This window comes from Glaciihabitans tibetensis (genome assembly GCF_003003265.1).
Taxonomy (GTDB): Bacteria; Actinomycetota; Actinomycetes; order Actinomycetales; family Microbacteriaceae; genus Glaciihabitans; species Glaciihabitans tibetensis.
Window position 1 is genome coordinate 401616 of the sequence record NZ_PVTL01000001.1, and the last position, 14304, is coordinate 415919.

The window sequence follows — 14304 nt, forward strand, 5'->3', positions numbered from 1 at the left end:
CGTGGTCGCGACGGCGGCGAAGGGAGCGGCATGGATGAGCACATGGCGGGTGTGCCCACGAAAGACGCGCACCCCGGTGTGTCCGTCAAAATGCAGCCGCAAACCGGCCCACCGGCGCCTGCCGATCCACCCGCCCCGATGCCGAGCGAACGGCGGGCCCGGAGAGAAGGCGCTCGCGTTCCAGGACGTCAGCGGGCGGAGTGGGGCGGCACCCTGTTGGGTGCCGCGTGTCTCGGCTGGCTTGCCGCCGCGGGCGCCTCGATTTTCATGACAGACTTCGTCGTCGCCGCAGGAACCGCCGTGCGAATAGGAACGGCCACCGCGGTTACCACCCCGGGCGGCATCGGCGAGCTGACCACCAACGGACCGATGGGGATCACGGGCGCCGTGTCCCTATTCGGCATACATTTCCTCGCCTACTGCATGGGCGGCTACGTCGCCGGGAGAATATCCCGGTTCAGCGGCGCAACCCAGGGTTTCCTGGTCTGGGTGGTTTCGCTTGTCGTGGCTGTGCTTATCGCTGCCCTGACGACCACTGCCGGCGGCCAGTACAACGTGCTCGCCGAGCTCAGCGTTTTTCCCCGGCTACCCGTCGGCGAGGGGGTGCTTTCGCCAGCCACCGCGATCACGGTGGTGCTCGTCACCATCGTGAGTCTCGTGGGTGCGGTCATCGGGGGAGCGCTCGGTAACGAGTTCTACCGCCGTGCCGCTCGCCGCGGCGTTCAGTACTGAGCCAGCACCGCGGCGTTCGGTGCTGAGCCAGCACCGCGGCGTTCAGTGCTGAGCCAGCGCTGCACCGCCGCGGCTGCCGTGGCTAGCTGCGTGTGAATTGTGCGTGCAGGCGCCTCGTGTGGTCGACAGTGCGGGTCGCCCCGACGAAGGTGACGGAGCGGGTGAGGCGGATGTCGGCGCTCGACGCCCCGATCCCCAGCACAATCTCTCCTGCCTCCACGATGCGCTGTCCCTTGCGCGACGTGAACGACGCAACATCGGTCGGCACCTCGACCGTGAGCAGCACTGCCTCGCCCGCGGCAAGTTCGACGCGGTGGTAACCCACGAGCCTCTGCACCGGGCGCACCACAGACGCCACCGGATCGTGCAGGTACAGCTGAACAACCTCAACCCCGAAGCGTCCGCTGGTATTGCGCACTGTCAGCTGGATCGTGACGACCCCGTCGGTGGCGACCGTGGCGGCTGCCCTGTCCGCGGCGGCGCCGTCCTCGACCGCGCTGTACTCAAACGTGCTGTACCCGATGCCGTGCCCGAACGCGAACGCCGCAGTCGGGTCGATGTTGGATACACCCGTGGCACGGGCGAGGGGAGCGGCGAGGTAGCTCGAGGGCTGGGCGCCCGGGTGGGATGGAACGCTCACGGGTAGTCGGCCCGACGGGTTGACCCGTCCGCTCAGCACGCCCGCGATTGCTGGTGTGCCCTCCTCGCCCGGGAAGAAGGTCTGCACGATGGCCGCAGCCTCCGTGGTGGCCCGGCCGAGCGCGTAGGGCCGACCGGAGAGCAGCGTCACCACTGTCGGAGTTCCGGCTGCGAGGATCGCGTCGAGAAGCTCTTGCTGCGATCCCGGAAGCTGCAGGGAGGGCGCGTCGCAGCCCTCACCACTGGTGCCGCGGCCAAAGAGGCCGGCGCGGTCCCCGAGCACAACGATGACCACGTCCGCGTCGGCCGCGATCGCTACCGCGTCCGCGAAGCCCTCCGTCTCGCCCCCGTCAACGCTCGTGCCCGCCGCGTACACAACCTCGCTGTCGCCGAACTCGGCGGAAAGCGAAGCGAGAAGGGTGGGCAGCTTGAGCCCGAGAGGAATCTCCGGGTGCTGCACGCCGACGTGCGCGGGGAAGGAATAGCAGCCGAGGACGGCCATGGGGTTGTCGGCGTTGGGGCCGACCACGGCGATGCGGCGCGGGCGCTGCAGGGGGAGGGTGCCGTCGTTCGACAGCAAAATCACCGACTGCTCGGCGAGGGCGCGGGCGACTGCACGGTTGGCGTCGCTGTCGAGATCCACCGTGCCGCGGAGCGCTTCGGCGTCGTGCAGGTCTGCCCCCTCCAGGGCCGACGGAACGGCAGACCAGTCCGCGTCGAGCAAGCCCAGCTCCGCTTTCTGCGAGAGAACGCGCGTCAGGGCCCGGTCGATGACCGATTCGTCGAGGCGACCGTCTGCGATCGCCTCGAGCAGAGGCTCCCCGAAGGTTTTCACTGTCGGAAGCTCGACGTCGACGCCCGCGGTGAGGGCAGCGGCCGCAGCATCCGCCCAGGTCCCGGCAATGCCGTGCAGTGATCGCAAGAACGCAATGCCAAAGTAATCGGCGACAACGGTGCCCGTGAACCCCCATGTGTCGCGCAACAGGGTGGTGAGGAGGCTCTCGTCTGCAGCGGAGGGGACACCGTCGATGTCGGTGTAGGCGTGCATCACCGACCGGGCACCGCCCTCGCGGATAGCCATCTCGAAAGGCGGAAGCAGCACATCCGCCAGCTCCCGCGCGCCGACCGACACCGGTGCGAGGTTGCGTCCCGCCTTCGAAGCCGAGTACCCCACGAAATGTTTGAGCGTCGCGACGATCCCGGCGGCCTCCAGCCCCCGAACGTAGGCGGTTGCGACCGTTCCCACGAGGTACGGGTCCTCGCCAATGGTTTCCTCCACCCGACCCCAGCGGGCGTCGCGAACCACGTCGAGCACGGGCGCGAGGCCTTGGTGTACGCCGACCGCGCGCATATCTGCGCCAATGCGGTTGGCCATCGATTCGACCAGGGCGGGGTTGAAGGTCGCGCCCCACGACAGCGGAACCGGGTAGGCGGTCGCACCCCAGGCGGCAAACCCGGCGAGGCACTCCTCGTGCGCCACCGCGGGAATTCCGAACCGATTCGCCGCGACGATTCGCTGCTGGGTCCGCAGCAAGGACAACGCGCCGAGCGCGGCATCGACGGGTGCGCTGCCGAACGGACGGGTCAGCTGGCCGAGACCCTTCGGAAGGAGCAGATCCAGATCGATCTGCTCGTCCATGTCGTGCTGGTAGGGAGCGACTTCTTCACCGTCGCTGTCGGCGCCGACCCAGACGCCGTACAGCTGGGCGACCTTCTCCTCCAGGGTGAGGACGTCGATCAATGCTGCGACGCGGGCTGCGATCGGCAGGGCGGTGTTGTGCCAGGGACGGGTGTCGGATGACATGGCTACTTTCCTCCCATGCCCATGAGGCCCTGAACAAGGGTCCGACGGGCAAAAAGATAGACGAGGAGCACGGGCAGCATGGAGAGCATGACCGCCGCGAGCAGGGCGGGGACGTTGACCCCGTACTGGGTCTGAAAATTAAAGAGGCCGAGCGTGATCATTCGCGTCGATTCAGACTGGGTAAGGATGAGGGGGAACAGGAAGCCGTTCCACGCCTGCAGCGCCGAAAACACCACGATCGTCGAGATCCCGCCCTTGGACAGGGGGACGACCAGGCGGAAGAAGGTGCGCAGCGGTGAGGCGCCATCCACGGCCATGGCCTCGTACAGCTCTGGGGTGATGTCGCGCATCGACCCGCTCAGGATCAGGGTGCACACCGGCAGCGCGAAGGCCGCGGTGGGCAGGATGACTCCGAGCAGGTTGTCGTAGAGTCCGGCGCTGCTGATCAGGTAAAAGATCGGCACGATCACCGCGGTCGATGGAACAGCGAGGCCGAGAAGGAAGAGCTGGAATACGCCCCGGGTCATGCGGGACTGGCCACGCACGATCGCGTAACTCAGCGGGGGCACGAGCAGCAGCACGATTGCGATCACGCTGAACGTGACGACAAGGGTGTTGATGAAGTACAGACCGAATCCGCTGCGGAACGCGTTCGCGTAGTTGTCGAGCGTGAAGGTCGTGGGCAGCGCAAGCGGCCCGCCCGCGCTGTACCCCTGCTGGGTCTGGAAGCTCGCCGAGACGAGCACGTAGACAGGGATCGCCACCACGAGCAGCCAGAGAGCGGAGCCGAAACCGGCGAAGTAGTTAGTGCGGGTTCTCATCAGATTCCGTCCTGTGCGCTCTGCATCTTGCCGTACCCGGACACCCGCACCAGCACCAGCGAAATCGCGGTCGCCGCGAGCACGAGTACCACGGCGATGGCGCTGGCCTGGCCGAAGTCAAACGCGCGGAATGCTTTCTGATACATGTAGAACGGTGTGACCGTCGTGTCGGTGCCGGGACCGCCGTTGGTGAGGATCAGCACCGTGTCAAACGCGGTTAGCCCACCGACGACCATCAGGATCACCGAAGTGACGATGCTGTTCTTAAGCTGCGGCAGCGTGACATTGAAAAATTGGCTCACGGTGCCTGCCCCGTCGATCTGGGCTGCCTGATAGAGGACCGGGGGGATGGCGCGGGCCGCACCCTGGAAGATGAGCGTGTAGAACGGGGTGAACTGCCACATCGCCACGAAGGTCAGAACGCCGATCGCACTGGACTGCTTGCCGAACAGGTTTCCGTCGCCAAACAGCCAGGGCAATTGCCCCGGGATCCCAAAGTTCGGGTCGAGCAGCGCGCGCCACAGTACCGAGATCGCCGCTGAGGACAACAGCAGTGGAATGAAGTAGATCGCCGAAAGCACGGCGCGGTTTCTCTGGAACCCGGCGGCCCACACCCCGAGCAGGATGCTCAGGGGGATCTGGGTGATCAGCGCGAGCACCACAAACAACACGGTCAGCCCGAGGCTTTTGATCAGGATGGGGTCGTCGAAGATGGCGACCCAGTTGTCGAGGCCAGTGAATTTCGGGTCGCCCAGACCGCTCCACGTTGTGAAGGAGAGGACGACCACAAATACGAGGGGCACGAGGGCGAACAGCCCGAAGAACAGGGTGGCGGGTGCGGCCCAGACGAAGCCCGGGCGGCCCACGGAGGGGCCGCCCTTCAGTCTCGACCGCCTGCGGGGAGCACGCGAATACAAGATCCCGACCCCTAAAGAGCCTGCATGGCGCTGATGAATCCGTCAGCGTCGATCTGGCCATTGAAGAACTGCTGAACAGCTACCTTCAGGGGGGTACCAGCGGACGGCGGGTAAGCCTGGTCCCAGGAGAGCTGGAAGGACGGGGCATCCTGCACAAGCTCGAACTGGAACGTCGAGTAGTCCGGGTTTGCGGCAGTGTCGAGGAATTCTTCGGTGTTTGTGGTCGTCGGCAGGTTGCCGATGGCCAGCTGAGCCTGGACAAACTCGTCGGAGTACATGAGCTTCAGGAAGTCACGCGCGGTGTCGGGGTAGCGGGTCGCTTTGATGACCGAATAAAAGTTGTTGGTGTTTCCCGCGATGTTTGCGGGGTCACCCTTTCCTCCTTCGATCGCGGGGAAAGCCGTGTACCCGAGCGAGGTGGCGGCGAACTCGGGGTCGGCGTCCTGCTGGGTCGCGTATGCCCACGACCCCATCAGTTCGAACGCGGCCTTGCCACTGCGCAATAGGGCGGGCGAGCCACCGTCGGTGAACTTCACCGAATCGAAGTTCGTGCCGAATGCGCCGGCGTCGATGAGGTCGCTGAGCATGCCCAGGGCCTCCCGGCTCTCGTCGCTCTCCCAGACCTCGGTGTCGCCGGCGAGCGCGGTGGCGAAGAGCTCGGGACCGGCGACCCGGTCGTAGACGTACTGGTACCACATCTGGGTGGGCCACTGGTCGGCGCCGCCCAGAGCGATGGGAGTGATTCCCTTGGCGCTGAGTACCTCGACGGCGTCGAGGAGTTCATCCCAGGTCGTCGGGGCTTCGATGCCTGCCTCCGCGAGGACGGTCTTGTTGTGGAACAACATCACCGGCTGGGTTCCGCGCATCGGGACGCCGTAGGGCTTGTCGTCGATGACCGCGGTGTCGAACACGGAGCTGAGGAAGTTGTCTTGGAGGCCCGGATCTTCCTCAATGAAATCGTCGAGGGGGAGCAGCAGGTCGGCGTCAACAAATTCCTGGATGCTTCCGCCGCCCCAGTTGAAGAATACGTCGGGTGCCGAGCTGGTGCTGATCACGGTCTGGAGCTTCTGCTGGTAGTCGGCCCCGGGGATCTTGTCGAGTACGACCTTGACGTCGCTGGTCTCGTTGAACGTCGCGACGATCTGCTCTTCGACCTTGTTCGTCGCGTCGCCGTAAACGGCGACGTGGATCTCGTTTTCCGGGCGGCTCTCGGCGCTCGCCCCACCTGAACATCCGGCCATCGTCACGGCGACCGCGATCGCGGCTCCACCCGCCACAGATCGTTTCAGCCACATACGCTGTTTGTTCTTCATCGAACGCCTCTCGAAAGTTTCGACATCGCTGTCGAAAGTTATTAGGATGGTTGGAGCATACGACGGGAATGATTTGCGGTCAAGCGCAACAAATACGTTCGTGGGCAGAATGTTCGTATGGGTCGTAGTTCCCTGGGTTCCGGGAGACCCTAAATATCTGGTTGTGGATGGAGTTGGTGCGGATGTCGCTCAGCAATGGTGTGTCGCGCGTCACTCTTTCGGAGATCGCCACGGAGGCTTCGGTTTCGTTGTCCACCATCTCGAAGGTGTTGAACGCCCGGAGCGATGTCGCCCCGGCGACGCGCGAACGGGTGGAGTCGCTGCTCGAGCACCACGGGTATCGGCGCCGCGGGGGCGAGAAGAATGACTCCTCGCTGCTGGAGCTGGTGTTTCCCGAACTCGAGAGCGCATGGTCGATGGAGATCATCAAGGGTGTCGAAAGTATCGCCCGCCAGCACGGCCTCAGCGTGGTTCTGACCGAGAGCGGAAGTCGCCATGCCCCCGGTGCGGAGTGGATCGCTGGCGTTCTCCGACGGCGGCCCGCCGGTGTGGTGCTCGTTTTCTCCGATTTGGCGCCGCACTATCGAGAGCAGCTGCGCTCGCGCGTCATTCCGTTCGTCATCATCGATCCGGCGGGCGACCCATCCCCGGGTGTGCCGTCCGTGGGCTCCGCGAACTGGTCGGGGGGAGTGCAGGCGACGCGTCACCTACTCGAGCTCGGGCACCGGCGTATTGCCGCGATCACCGGACCGGAAGACATGATGTGCTCGCTCGCGCGCCTCGATGGATTCCGCTCTGCGATGAACTCGGCCGGAGTGCCGGTCGACCCCGACCTGATCCGTATCGGCGATTTCCACGTCGACGGCGGGCGGCGTGCGGCCATGGAGTTGCTGCAGCTGCAGCATCCACCCACCGCCATTTTTGCCGGGAGCGACCTGCAGGCGCTCGGCGTGATCGAGGCGGCCCGCACCCTGGGAGTGCGGGTTCCGGAGGACGTCTCGGTCGTCGGGTATGACGATGTGCCGCTGGCTAAGTGGGCTAGTCCGCAGCTCACAACGGTGCACCAGCCGCTCCGCGAGATGGCGGAGGAGGCTTCGCGCCTCGTGCTGCGCCTGCGCGACGGGGACTCCGCGGCGGGACAAACCAGGATGGACCTCGCCACCACCCTCGTGGTGCGCGACAGCACGGCGCCGTTCGCGGGCAGCGCTGCTCGCTAACCCCTCGCCTCCGCGTCGCCGTCGGCGTAGCGTGAGCGAAGAGGAGGTTGGCGACGATGCAGGCACAGGTGGGCGAACGAATTCTCATTCACAGCAGACAGGTGGGACTCCCCGCGCACGGCGGCGAGATCACGGAAATCCGCGGCGACGCAGGTGGGCCTCCGTACTACGTGCACTTTGATGACGGCCACGACGCGCTCGTGTTTCCGGGGCCAGATTGTGAAATCGTGCACGAGGGCGCACAGCGCTGAGGTGACACAGATCCAAGGCGACAGACACTCTAGGTGACAGAATCTCTGGGTGACAGAATCTCTGGGTGACAGAATCTCTGGGTGACAGAATCTGCGGGTGACAGTTGAGCGGGCTCCGGCCGCCATGCGGGTGAAGCCCGCGGTATTCATGGTGCTGGCCGCCGCGTTCTGGGCGGGAAACTACGTCCTGGGGTCCGTCGCGGTCGCCACAATGACGCCTTTCGACCTCACCTACCTGCGCTGGCTTATCGCCGTGGTGCCGTTGCTGGTGATCGCGCAGATTGTAGAGCGACCACGCTGGCGCACCGTCCTCCGGGCCTGGCCTCTGCTCACCGGACTCGCCGTGCTCGGGATGCTCGCCTACAACCTGTTTCTCTACGAGGCGCTCAACTTCACGTCGGCCGCCGGGGCCTCCCTGATCAACGCGGCGAACCCGGCGGTGATGGCGCTCCTCGCAGTTCTGCTGGTCAGGGACAGGCTCAGCGGTCAGGCCGTCGTCGGAATCGGATTGAGCCTGCTGGGGGTGCTGGTCATCCTCAGCGGGGGATCCTGGCAGAACCTCACCGCCCTTGACATGAACTTTGGCCAGCTGCTGATGCTCGGGGCGGTCCTGGTTTTCAGCCTGTACTCGATCTGGGGGAGGGTACTGCGTTCGGTTCCGCCGATCACCGCGACTGCTGCTCAAGCCGTCATCGTTCTGGTCGTCATGACCCCGTTCGCGATCACCTTCGGCGTGACGTGGCCCACCGCCGTCGAGCCGCTGTCGGCCCTGCTCTACATCGGGCTCTTCCCGTCGGTCGGGTCGTACGTGCTGTGGAATCTCGCCCTGCGCGACACCCGCGCGAGCGTTGCAGGCATCTACCTCAACCTGATCACCGTGTTCACGGTCGCCGCGGCCATTCTGCTGGGCGAAACGGTGCCGCCGGCCGAGCTGGTCGGAGGAGTTGTCGTGATCTTCGGCGTTGTCCTGACGAGCATTCCGCGAATCACCCTGCGCGCCCGGCGCTCCCCGCTAACCCCGCGCACCCCGCGCTTTCGGCGCCTCCGACGCGGCACCGGAAATACGGAGGCCTCCGCGGTGGTTGTCCCCTCTGACCCTCCACAGAACGGACCCCATGACTGATGTCGACACCACGCTGCCCGCCGCGACCGAGCTGGCACGGTTCCACGAGCGGCGGGAGACCACTGTCGCCGGACCCACCGGTAGCCTCGCGCTGGTGAATACCCAGTGGATCGACTCGGAGCAACCGATCTACGGGGTCCCCGGCATCTGGGCGCCGCTGTCGGCGGGCGAATCGGGCCTGCGCGTAACCGCGACGGCCGCAGACAACATCGTCGTCGACGGAACGCTCGTTGACGGCAGCGCTGTCGTTCGCGGCAAAGACAGCGACAATCCGAGCGAGGTCGTCTTCAGCGACACCGTGCGCGGATTCGTGATCGCGAGCGAGCAGGGCAATTACGCCCTGAGGGTGTGGGATGCCGCGTCCGAAGCAATCCGCGACTTCGGCAGCATTGACCGGTTCGACTACAACCCCGACTGGGTGATTCAGGCCACTTTCACCGAAATCCCCGGCGGCACCACCGTCGGATTCGAGCACCTCCAGGAGAACGGCGCGATCCGCGATCTCGTTGTGCCCGGCATCATCGGGTTCGAGCGCGATGGCCACAGCTATGAGCTCGCGGCATTCTGGTTCGGCCAGCTGTTGCAACTCGTCTACGCGGACGCCACGAACGGCGACAGCACCTACAGCGTCGGGCGCTTCCTCTACGTGACCCCGGAAGCCGACGGCACCATCATCCTCGACTTCAACCGCGGCGTTCTGCCGCCCTGCGCCTTCAGCTACAACTTCAACTGCCCGCTGCCGCCGAAGCAGAACCGCTTTCCCGTGGCGATCGAAGCCGGAGAAAAGAACGTGCTGAAGCAGGACGGCACGCTCCTGCACTGACCTTCCTGCGCTGACCCTCCTTCATTGACGCCGGTGTCGGTCGGGTGCGACAGACTGGAGCGGTGCATGTTGTTCTTCGCCGCGACTCCCAGGGAATTTCCCTCATCCCCCTCGCCGACGACGGAACTGACCTCCCCGGATCGCGCACGATCGTCGCGGCACACCTGCCCGGCGTCGTCGCAGAATACGAGGCCGAGCATCGCCCGCGGTGGGTGTGGGATGACACGTCCCGCTGGTATCCGGCGCTGCTGGCAGCGCGGGTGCGCGTGGAGCGCTGTGTCGACCTCAGGCTCAGCCACACGATCCTCCGCAACTCCGCGCTCACTCGCGACTCCGACCTCGCGCGCTCCCCGCCCAGCGACTGGGACGCGCCGGCGGTAGTACCCCGCGCCGATCCCGACGCCACCCTGTTCGACCTTGCATTCGGCTCTGGCACATCCTTGCGCCCGGCCTCGACTGTCGGAGCGGTTGTTTCGCCCGGTGCGACGCCGGTGGCTCCGTCCGCCGCTGGTTCGGCGGGGCCAGGTAGGGCAGACCCCGACGTGGACCCCGCGACCGATCCGGTGCTGGAGTTCCGAAACCAGAGGGCTGCGATCGCTGGCTCCGGGGCATCCGGCAGTCTCGGGCTGTTGCTGGCAGCGGAGTCCGCCGGGGCTCTGATTGCGGCCGAGATGCGGTTCGCCGGGCTGCCCTGGAGTGTAGAGCGCCACAACACGCTGCTGACGGACCTGCTGGGGGCGCGTCCGGCGCCGGGGCGCCGACCCGCCAACCTTGAGGCGCTGCTGGCCCGGGTGCGTGCGGAGCTGGACAGCCCCGAACTCAACCCCGACTCGCCGACCGAACTGTTGCGGGCGCTGCGACGAGCCGGCCTCGTGGTGACGTCGACCCGATCGTGGGACCTCCAGCGCATCAACCATCCCGCGATACCCCCGTTGCTGGAATTCAAGAAGCTTTCCAGACTCCTCTCCGCGAACGGGTGGCACTGGGTCGATACCTGGGTTGCGGACGGACGATTCCGGCCGGACTACGTGCCCGGCGGCGTCGTGACCGGCCGCTGGGCAACCAGCGGTGGTGGCGCTCTCCAGCTGCCCAAACAGGTTCGCGGGGCGGTTGTGCCCGATGCCGGCTGGAAGCTGATCGTGGCGGACGCCGCACAACTGGAACCCCGCATCCTCACCGGCCTCGCGGGCGACCAGAGGATGGCGGAAGCGGGCAGGGGCGACCTGTACGAGGGCATCGTCGCGAGCGGCGCGGTGGCCACGCGAGCTGAGGCGAAGGTCGCGATGCTCGGCGCGATGTACGGAGCAACGACGGGGGAGAGCGGGCGGCTGCTTCCCCGGTTGGCGCGGGCGTACCCGAAGGCGCTGGCGCTGGTCGAGGCGGCGGCGCGCGCGGGCGAACGCGGGGAGATTGTCTCCACGAGGCTCGGACGCAGTTCCCCGCTTCCCGGAGCGGATTGGCGCCTCGCCCAGCGCGACGCTGCCGATGTGGGCGCGTCAGAAGCTGACCGCAAACGTGCGCTCAGTCACGCGCGCAGCTGGGGGCGCTTCACCCGCAACTTCATCGTGCAGGGAACTGCCGCGGAGTGGGCGCTGTGCTGGATGGGTGCCCTCCGAAACAGGCTGTGGGCGCTGGAGGATGGCAGCGCGACGCTTGTCGAGCGACCGCACCTGGTGTTCTTCCTGCACGACGAGGTCATGGTGCATGCGCCCGCGCACCTCGCCGAGGCCGTGGCGACCGAGGTTCGCGCGGCCGCGGAGGACGCCGGGAGACTGCTGTTCGGCGCGATGCCCGTCAGCTTTCCGGTCACCGTCGCGATAGTCGACAGCTACGCGGACGCGAAATGACTCGCCGAGGGGGCGCGACAGACCTAATGCTGCGGGGGACGTCCGCGCCTAATGCTGCGGGGGACGTCCGCGGCGGGGCGGTTCCGTCTCCAGCGGGATGACGCCGCTGGCGGGCGAAGACTGCCGCATGCGTTGTTCCGCGAGGTCGAGCCAGAGCGCCTCGGCGGTGACCGCGCCGATTTGGGCTTCGACGATCAGCTGGGAAGCGAGCTCGTCACCCGCCTCAAGCGTGGCCCGTCGGGCACGCAGTGCGGCAAGACGATGCTGGGTGGACAGGCGCTGCCGCTCGATTACGTCGATGGCATCGACATCCGCGAGCGTCACCGCAAGCGCAATTTTGGTGGCGAGCTCGTCCCGCGCCGGGGCATCGTCGAGCGGGCGGGCAAACCACTGCGCGGCCTCGGTGCGGCCCTGTTCCGTCAGATCATAGACGCGCTGGCCCTGATCGTTGGGCGCAGCAGCGCTGACCAGGTTGTCCCGCTCGAGGCGGTCAAGGGTCGTGTAGATCTGCCCCACGTTGAGTGGCCAGGCTCCACCGGTGCGGCGATCGTACTCGTGCTTCAGCTGGTTGCCGTAGCAGGGCCCCTGCGCAAGGATCGCGAGGAGCGCGTCACGGATAGCCATGGGCTCAGCCTGCCACGAGTGCGGTCAGTTGCGAGGAGCACTCACGGGCGCACGCGACATCCACCTTCTCGCCAAAAAATCACGGAGATTCGGGCTTCACCCGCCCGAACGGGGTGATGGTGCTGCGGTATTGTCAATTCGCAGATTCGTGGGTCATAATGCAATTCACACGAGATAGTCCGTTCGTCAGGTCGATGGGGAAGTCGCACCTACGGAATGGAGAAATCAGTGGCCGTACCAACCGCACGCGGAGTGCTTTATATTCACTCGGCGCCACGTGCTCTGTGCCCTCACGTTGAATGGGCGGCAGGGCGCGCTCTAGAACGCGCCGTAAATTTTTCCTGGTCAGAACAGCCCGTGCTGCGGGGGTCGCACCGCGCGGAATTCTACTGGGAGGGTGCGCAGGGCACCGGCGCGCGCATCGCTTCGGCGCTACGCGGCTGGGAACACCTGCGTTATGAAGTCACGGAAGATCCCGGCCCCGGTTCCGACGGAGGCCGCTGGATGCACACTCCTGATCTCGGCGTCTTCTACGCCCAGACCGACTCGTCTGGCAACGTGGTGATCCCGGAAGACCGGCTGCGGTACGCCATGGAACTCGCGGGATCGAACACGCTGGAGCTGCACCGCGAGTTGCGGCTCGCCCTGGGGCAGGCATGGGATGACGAGCTCGAGGTGTTCCGTCATGCAAGCGACGACAACCAGGTGATCTGGCTCCACAAGGTCGGGTAATTGCGGGAGGATCGAGTTGATTGGGGGTGGGCCGATCGAGCCTGAACGAGGGTCGGAACATCCAGCCAAAGAACGAGGCCTCCAGCACTGCATTCCCTGGTACGGGAGCGCGGGCGGGAGGCCTCGTTTAGTTCAGATCCTTGTCGTTCAGATCTCTGTAGTTCAGATCTCTGTAGTTCAGATCCCTGTAGTTCAGGTTTCGGCCGCTCAGTTGTAGCTGCGGAACGCTGCGACCGCGTTGTGGCCGCCGAATCCGAACGAGTTGCTGAGGGCCAGGAGCGGCCCGTCGCGCAGCGGCCGTGCTGTGGTGACGACATCCAGCTTGATCGCGGGGTCCTGGTCGGTCAGGTTGATTGTCGGCGGTGCCATGCGCTCATGCAGGGCGAGGATCGTGAAGATGGCTTCCAACGCTCCCGTGCCGCCGAGGAGGTGCCCGGTCGCCGCCTTGGTCGCGGAAACGGCGATGTTGGGCAGGTGGTCTCCGAAGACCCGAAGCAGCGAGTTGTACTCGGCGATATCGCCCACCGGGGTCGACGTGGCGTGCGCGTTGACATGGTCGACGTCAGACGGCACAGCGCCGGCCTGCGCCAGCGCCGCGAGCATCGCGCGGGCGGCAGCGGAGCCCTCGGGGTCGGGTGCGGTGATGTGATACGAGTCGCTCGTGACGGAGCCGCCCGCGAGTTCGCCGTAAATCCTCGCGCCGCGAGCAAGCGCGTGCTCCTCGGTCTCGAGAACCAGGGTTCCGGCGCCCTCTCCGAGAACAAATCCATCCCGCGTCGAGTCGAACGGGCGGGATGCCGTTGCGGGGGAGTCGTTGCGCTTCGACAGAGCCTGCATCGCCGCGAACGAGGCGATGGGCATCGGATGGATGACCGCCTCGGTGCCGCCCGCAATCACAACATCCGCGATCCCAGCCTGAAGGTGGTCATACGCGTTGACGAGTGCTTCGGTGCTAGACGCACACGCGGATACGTCGGTGCGAGCGAAGGCACGTGACGGAATGGTCATGCTGATCGCGGCTGCTGCGGCGTTGGGCATCAGCATCGGGATCGTCATGGGAAGGACACGACGAGGGCCTTTTTCCTTGAGGGTGTCCCACGCGTCGAGGAGCGTCCACAATCCGCCGATGCCGGTGGAGTAGTCGACACCGACGCGCAGCGGGTCAACGTCGGGGGATCCAGCGTCTGCCCAGGCCTCGCGGGCAGAGATAACGGCAAACTGGCTCGAGGGGTCGAGGCGCTTCCACTCCACGCGCTCGAGAACTTCGTGGCCCTGCACCTTGGCCTGACCGGCGAACTTGACCGGAAGGTCGTACTTCTCGACCCAGTCGTGCTCGATGGTGGAAATGCCGGACTCTCCAGCGAGCAGCGCCTTCCACGACTCCGGCGCGGTGCCGCCGAGGGGGGAGGTGGCGCCAATGCCGGTGACAACGATCTTTTTGGTCATATCAACGTCTTCCTG

13 protein-coding genes are annotated in these 14304 nt (G+C 66.0%); 7 read left to right on the forward strand and 6 right to left on the reverse strand.

The annotated features are described in order from the left end of the window. Nucleotides 1–30: 30 nt before the first annotated feature. A complete protein-coding gene (locus B0I08_RS01965; RefSeq protein WP_106209263.1) occupies nt 31–732 on the forward strand; it encodes a hypothetical protein in 702 nt (233 codons plus the stop codon). 82 nt (nt 733–814) lie between these two features. Here the strand turns inward: B0I08_RS01965 and B0I08_RS01970 are convergent, their stop codons facing one another. From B0I08_RS01970 to B0I08_RS01985, 4 genes are all read right to left on the reverse strand, one after another. Beyond that, nucleotides 815–3175, reverse strand: a complete 2361-nt coding sequence (locus B0I08_RS01970; RefSeq protein ID WP_106209265.1) for a beta-xylosidase/alpha-l-arabinosidase — start codon at nt 3173–3175, stop codon at nt 815–817. Between the two features lie 2 nt (nt 3176–3177). Continuing rightward, the gene (locus tag B0I08_RS17975) at nt 3178–3996 is read right to left on the reverse strand and encodes a carbohydrate ABC transporter permease (protein ID WP_106209267.1); all 819 of its coding nucleotides are present in this window, start codon (nt 3994–3996) and stop codon (nt 3178–3180) included. Then, a complete protein-coding gene (locus B0I08_RS01980) occupies nt 3996–4862 on the reverse strand; it encodes a carbohydrate ABC transporter permease (RefSeq protein WP_245884452.1) in 867 nt (288 codons plus the stop codon). The genes B0I08_RS17975 and B0I08_RS01980 overlap by 1 nt, the downstream gene beginning before the upstream one ends. A gap of 62 nt (nt 4863–4924) precedes the next feature. After that, nucleotides 4925–6226, reverse strand: a complete 1302-nt coding sequence (locus B0I08_RS01985; RefSeq protein ID WP_106209271.1) for an ABC transporter substrate-binding protein — start codon at nt 6224–6226, stop codon at nt 4925–4927. 182 nt (nt 6227–6408) lie between these two features. Between B0I08_RS01985 and B0I08_RS01990 the strand changes: the two genes are divergently transcribed. The 5 genes from B0I08_RS01990 to B0I08_RS02010 all read left to right on the forward strand — a co-directional run bounded on the left by B0I08_RS01990 (nt 6409) and on the right by B0I08_RS02010 (nt 11487). Beyond that, nucleotides 6409–7443, forward strand: a complete 1035-nt coding sequence (locus B0I08_RS01990; protein WP_106209273.1) for a LacI family DNA-binding transcriptional regulator — start codon at nt 6409–6411, stop codon at nt 7441–7443. A gap of 56 nt (nt 7444–7499) precedes the next feature. Then, a complete protein-coding gene (locus B0I08_RS01995) occupies nt 7500–7694 on the forward strand; it encodes a DUF1918 domain-containing protein (protein ID WP_106209275.1) in 195 nt (64 codons plus the stop codon). Between the two features lie 97 nt (nt 7695–7791). After that, nucleotides 7792–8817 (forward strand): DMT family transporter, encoded by a 1026-nt coding sequence (locus B0I08_RS02000; RefSeq protein ID WP_245884454.1) that lies wholly within the window; start codon nt 7792–7794, stop codon nt 8815–8817. Continuing rightward, complete coding sequence (locus tag B0I08_RS02005; protein ID WP_106209279.1) at nt 8810–9640, forward strand: DUF1684 domain-containing protein; 831 nt, start codon at nt 8810–8812, stop codon at nt 9638–9640. Before B0I08_RS02000 ends, B0I08_RS02005 begins: the two co-directional genes overlap by 8 nt. Nucleotides 9641–9702: 62 nt before the next feature. After that, nucleotides 9703–11487 (forward strand): bifunctional 3'-5' exonuclease/DNA polymerase, encoded by a 1785-nt coding sequence (locus B0I08_RS02010; RefSeq protein WP_106209281.1) that lies wholly within the window; start codon nt 9703–9705, stop codon nt 11485–11487. A 48-nt stretch (nt 11488–11535) separates the two neighbouring features. Here the strand turns inward: B0I08_RS02010 and B0I08_RS02015 are convergent, their stop codons facing one another. Beyond that, the gene (locus B0I08_RS02015) at nt 11536–12111 is read right to left on the reverse strand and encodes a PadR family transcriptional regulator (RefSeq protein WP_106209283.1); all 576 of its coding nucleotides are present in this window, start codon (nt 12109–12111) and stop codon (nt 11536–11538) included. A 216-nt stretch (nt 12112–12327) separates the two neighbouring features. On the opposite strand from B0I08_RS02015, the gene B0I08_RS02020 reads away from it, so the two are divergent. Continuing rightward, a complete protein-coding gene (locus B0I08_RS02020) occupies nt 12328–12843 on the forward strand; it encodes a DUF3145 domain-containing protein (RefSeq protein ID WP_106209285.1) in 516 nt (171 codons plus the stop codon). Nucleotides 12844–13050: 207 nt separating this feature from the next. On the opposite strand, the gene B0I08_RS02025 is transcribed toward B0I08_RS02020, so the two are convergent. Beyond that, nucleotides 13051–14289 (reverse strand): beta-ketoacyl-[acyl-carrier-protein] synthase family protein, encoded by a 1239-nt coding sequence (locus B0I08_RS02025; protein WP_106209287.1) that lies wholly within the window; start codon nt 14287–14289, stop codon nt 13051–13053. Between the last annotated feature and the right edge of the window lie 15 nt (nt 14290–14304).